Source organism: Photobacterium sp. OFAV2-7 (genome assembly GCF_022347985.1).
Classification (GTDB): domain Bacteria; phylum Pseudomonadota; class Gammaproteobacteria; order Enterobacterales; family Vibrionaceae; genus Photobacterium.
Window position 1 is genome coordinate 1 of the sequence record NZ_JAKRFQ010000414.1, and the last position, 4361, is coordinate 4361.

The window sequence follows — 4361 nt, forward strand, 5'->3', positions numbered from 1 at the left end:
TTTTCAAGCGACCGCCCGCTTCCTCCGGAAGTAATGGCCAATATCGAAGCCAAATATGGCTTGGATAAACCTGTATTTGAACAATATACGACGTATCTTGGCAATATTGTCCAGGGGGACTTTGGTCCATCCTTTAAATATAAAGACTTTACGGTAAATGAGCTGGTCTCCAAGGCTCTGCCTGTCTCCGCTAAAATCGGTTTCTTTGCCTTTATCTTTGCACTGGTGATGGGGGTCACCGTCGGTACCATTGCCGCGTTGAAGCAAAATAGCTGGATAGACTACACGATAATGTCTACCGCTATGGCAGGGGTGGTCATGCCGTCCTTCATATTGGCGCCGGTGCTTATCTATATTTTCTCGATCAATCTTGGCTGGCTGCCGGCTGGTGGCTGGAATGATGGCTCAACCAAGTACATGCTGCTGCCAATGTTCGGTATGTCACTGCTGTATGTTGCAACATTTGCCCGTATTACCCGTGGTAGCATGATTGAGACGTTGAACAGTAACTTTATTCGTACTGCTCGTGCCAAGGGCCTGAGCTATTCCTACATCATTATCAAGCATGCGCTGAAACCTGCGCTGCTACCGGTTGTTTCCTATATGGGCCCGGCCTTCGTCGGTATTATTACCGGTTCGGTTGTTATCGAGACCATCTTTGGTTTGCCTGGTATCGGAAAACTCTTTGTTAACGCAGCCTTTAATCGTGACTATTCACTGGTATTGGGTATCACAATTCTAATCGGTACGCTGACTATTATCTTCAACGCCGTTGTTGATATTGTCCTTGCGTACATTGATCCGAAAATTCGTTACTAGAGGGCCGAACAAATGATGCTAACTAAAAAAGACAATGTAGAGGCCGTCGAGAAGTTTTCCGAGCAATTGGAAATTGAAGGCCGTAGTTTATGGCAGGATGCCCGTATTCGTTTTATGCGAAATAAAGCGGCGATGATCAGCCTTGCCATTCTTTTCTGTATCACGCTGGCGGTAATTTTCGGTCCGATGTTCAGCTCGTATGCTTTCGATGATACAGATTGGTACGCACTGCATGCCGCTCCGAGTCTTGGTGCAGAGGGACACTTCTTCGGTACCGATAGCCTAGGTCGTGACTTGTACACCCGAACACTGATCGGCGGCCGCATCTCCCTGATGGTGGGGATTTTGGGCGCCTTGGTTGCGGTGGTGATTGGTACTCTCTATGGTGCAACATCGGGTTTTGTCGGCGGCCGTACCGACCGCATTATGATGCGTCTTCTGGAAATCTTGTACTCGATTCCGTTCATGTTCTTCGTGATCGTATTGGTTACTTTCTTCGGTCGTAACATCATGCTGATTTTTGTCGCAATCGGGGCGATCTCCTGGCTTGATATGGCTCGTATTGTCCGGGGGCAGACCTTGTCCCTGCGAAGCAAAGAGTTCATCGAGGCGGCACATGTTTCGGGCGTTAGCCGTTGGAGAATCATTACCCGCCATATCGTGCCGAACGTTCTAGGTATTGTTGCTGTGTACTCAACCCTACTGGTACCTGCGATGATCCTGACTGAATCATTCTTGAGTTTCCTCGGCCTGGGTGTCCAGGAGCCAATGACGAGCTGGGGGGCCTTGCTACAGGAAGGCTCGCAAACGATGGAGGTTGCCATCTGGCAGCTGATGTTCCCGGCGGCATTCATGGTTGTAACTTTATTCTGCTTTAACTATGTGGGTGACGGCTTACGTGACGCACTGGATCCAAAAGACAGATAAGAATGAATCGTTCTTTGGCTCATGGCGGATGAAGAAACGAGGCCGTGAGTCAAAGGCGAGAGAGTATAAGGAAGTATTATGAGCTTATTAGATGTCAAAGATCTACGCGTAGAATTTACAACACAAGACGGTATCGTCACCGCGGTTAACGATCTTAATTTTTCTCTAAAACAGGGTGAAACCCTGGGTATTGTGGGCGAGTCAGGTTCGGGCAAGAGTCAGACTGTTTTCGCCATTATGGGCCTGCTGGCCAAAAACGGTATCATTGGCGGCAGCGCTAAATTTGAAGGTCGTGAGATTCTTAACCTGCCGGAGAGCGAGCTAAACAAGCTGCGCGCCGAGCAGATTGCGATGATCTTCCAGGATCCGATGACATCGCTAAACCCCTACATGAAAGTCAGCGACCAGCTGATGGAAGTGTTGATGCTGCACAAAGGGATGGGTAAGGCCGAAGCCTTTGAAGAAAGTGTCCGCATGTTGGAGGCGGTGAAAATTCCGGAAGCGCGCAAGCGTATTACCATGTATCCGCATGAGTTTTCGGGCGGTATGCGTCAGCGTGTAATGATCGCCATGGCACTGTTATGTCGACCTAAGCTATTGATTGCCGATGAACCGACAACGGCATTGGATGTAACCGTTCAGGCCCAGATCATGGAGCTTCTGAATGAGCTAAAGAGCGATTTCAATACCGCGATCATTATGATCACCCACGATCTGGGTGTTGTTGCTGGTAGCTGTGACAAAGTACTGGTAATGTACGCAGGCCGTACGATGGAATACGGCAAGATCAATGAAATCTTCTACAAACCATCGCACCCGTATACAGAAGGCTTGCTTAAAGCGATCCCTCGCCTTGATACAGACGGGGAAGAATTGCCAACGATCCCGGGTAACCCACCTAACTTACTTCGTCTGCCAGTTGGCTGCCCTTACCAGGAACGTTGCCACAGGGTGTCAAGTCGTTGTACGCAGGAAGCACCTGCTTTGAAGGACTTTGCCGAAGGGCGTTTACGTGCGTGTTTTTCTGATATGGGGACGTGGTAATGGAAGCACAAAAGAACCTGCTGCTAGATATTAAAGATCTTAAAGTTCATTTTGATATTGCCCCTAAGTCGGCATGGCCTTGGAGCAAGCCGTCAACGCTAAAAGCGGTTGATGGTGTTGGTATTCGCCTCTATGAAGGCGAAACGCTTGGTGTGGTTGGCGAATCTGGTTGTGGTAAGTCGACGTTTGCCCGTGCTGTGATTGGTTTGGTTGAAGCAACCGATGGCAACGTTGTCTGGTTGGGACAGGATCTGACGAAGTTGGATCAGGCTGCTATGCGCGAGAAGCGTAAAGAAATCCAGATGATTTTCCAGGATCCGCTTGCATCACTGAACCCGCGAATGACTGTCGGCGAAATCATTGCCGAGCCACTGAAGGCGTTCTATCCGGATCTGCATGTTGACGAGGTAAAGCAGCAAGTCAAGGCGATGATGGCTAAAGTCGGTCTGCTGCCAAACGTGATTAACCGTTATCCGCACGAATTCTCCGGTGGTCAGTGTCAGCGTATTGGTATTGCCCGTGCACTTATCCTCAAGCCTAAACTGATCATTTGTGACGAGCCGGTATCGGCCCTAGATGTGTCGATTCAGGCACAGGTTGTTAACCTGCTGAAGTCGTTGCAGAAAGAGATGGGCTTGAGTCTGATTTTCATTGCCCACGACCTGTCAGTCGTCAAGCATATCTCGGATCGCGTTCTGGTGATGTATCTGGGCAATGCGGTAGAAATGGGGGAAGGAGAGGCATTGTTTGCCGAGCCTAAACACCCGTATACCAAGGCGTTGATGTCTGCGGTACCTATCCCGGATCCGGATCTGGAACGTAATAAGCATATTGAATTGCTGGAGGGAGAGCTTCCTTCACCAATGAACCCACCTTCAGGCTGCGTGTTCCGCACCCGCTGTCCTCAGGCTACGGCGTCCTGCGCAGACAGCAAACCTCAGCTGGAAGGAGGTGACGTTCACGCGGTTGCTTGCCTGAACGTACATTAATTCAAGCCTGTGACAGGCTTTAAGCGCGGTGTCAAAGCCGCGCTTTTTTTCGCCTGTCGGTTTGTCAAAAAATTGTTGCTGGCGGTCAAATTTATGACACTACCTGCATGTTATAAAATATTGATAAAAATGTAGTTTACCATTACATTTTCGACTGAGTAGTACGAACAAGGATTGTTTATATGCGGTCACTATCGGTGCAGTGGAAGATCACCCTGATGGCAGGGGTTGGACTGTTGGTAACAGTCTTGGTCTTAACCAGCCTATCATTTTATTTCTCTGGCCAGAGCCAGCAGCTAGTGAGTGAGCAGTCATTCACTTCTCTTCGCAATAAATCCCAGGATGTTGTTCAGGCTCAGGCAGAGCGTCAGGCGATATCTGTTCAGCAGTATTTCGATGAAGCCATCTACCGGGCTGAAATGCTGGCCCAGAGCGTGTTGTTCCTCAAATACAACGCCGAGGAAAACTTTACCAATAGTTCTGAGCTTCGAGGCTCGATCAATGAACTGTTGCGGCGCTCCGTGAATGAATTTTCCAACATCTACGGCGCTTTCGTCGTATTTACCCCTGACGGGCTTGATG

Annotated in this window: 4 protein-coding genes and 1 pseudogene; all 5 read left to right on the forward strand. The window is 49.2% G+C overall.

Going from position 1 to position 4361, the window contains the following annotated elements; genetic code table 11:
* A partial coding sequence (gene oppB, locus MHN01_RS17930; RefSeq protein ID WP_239412589.1) for an oligopeptide ABC transporter permease OppB occupies window positions 1-819 on the forward strand: 819 nt, incomplete at its 5' end.
* Between the two features lie 15 nt (window positions 820-834).
* A complete protein-coding gene (oppC, locus tag MHN01_RS17935) occupies window positions 835-1746 on the forward strand; it encodes an oligopeptide ABC transporter permease OppC (protein ID WP_239412592.1) in 912 nt (303 codons plus the stop codon).
* A gap of 78 nt (window positions 1747-1824) precedes the next feature.
* The gene (locus tag MHN01_RS17940) at window positions 1825-2790 is read left to right on the forward strand and encodes an ABC transporter ATP-binding protein (RefSeq protein ID WP_239412590.1); all 966 of its coding nucleotides are present in this window, start codon (window positions 1825-1827) and stop codon (window positions 2788-2790) included.
* Window positions 2790-3779, forward strand: a complete 990-nt coding sequence (gene oppF / locus MHN01_RS17945; protein WP_239412591.1) for a murein tripeptide/oligopeptide ABC transporter ATP binding protein OppF — start codon at window positions 2790-2792, stop codon at window positions 3777-3779. The genes MHN01_RS17940 and oppF overlap by 1 nt, the downstream gene beginning before the upstream one ends.
* A gap of 182 nt (window positions 3780-3961) precedes the next feature.
* Window positions 3962-4361: pseudogene (locus MHN01_RS17950) on the forward strand (methyl-accepting chemotaxis protein); the annotation flags it as partial.

Bases quoted from the DNA above. Each gene is read 5' to 3' on its own strand.
- oppC (WP_239412592.1), top strand. From the start codon at position 835: ATGCTAACTAAAAAAGACAATGTAGAGGCCGTCGAGAAGTTTTCCGAG.
- MHN01_RS17940 (WP_239412590.1), top strand. From the start codon at position 1,825: ATGAGCTTATTAGATGTCAAAGATCTACGCGTAGAATTTACAACACAA.
- oppF (WP_239412591.1), top strand. From the start codon at position 2,790: ATGGAAGCACAAAAGAACCTGCTGCTAGATATTAAAGATCTTAAAGTT.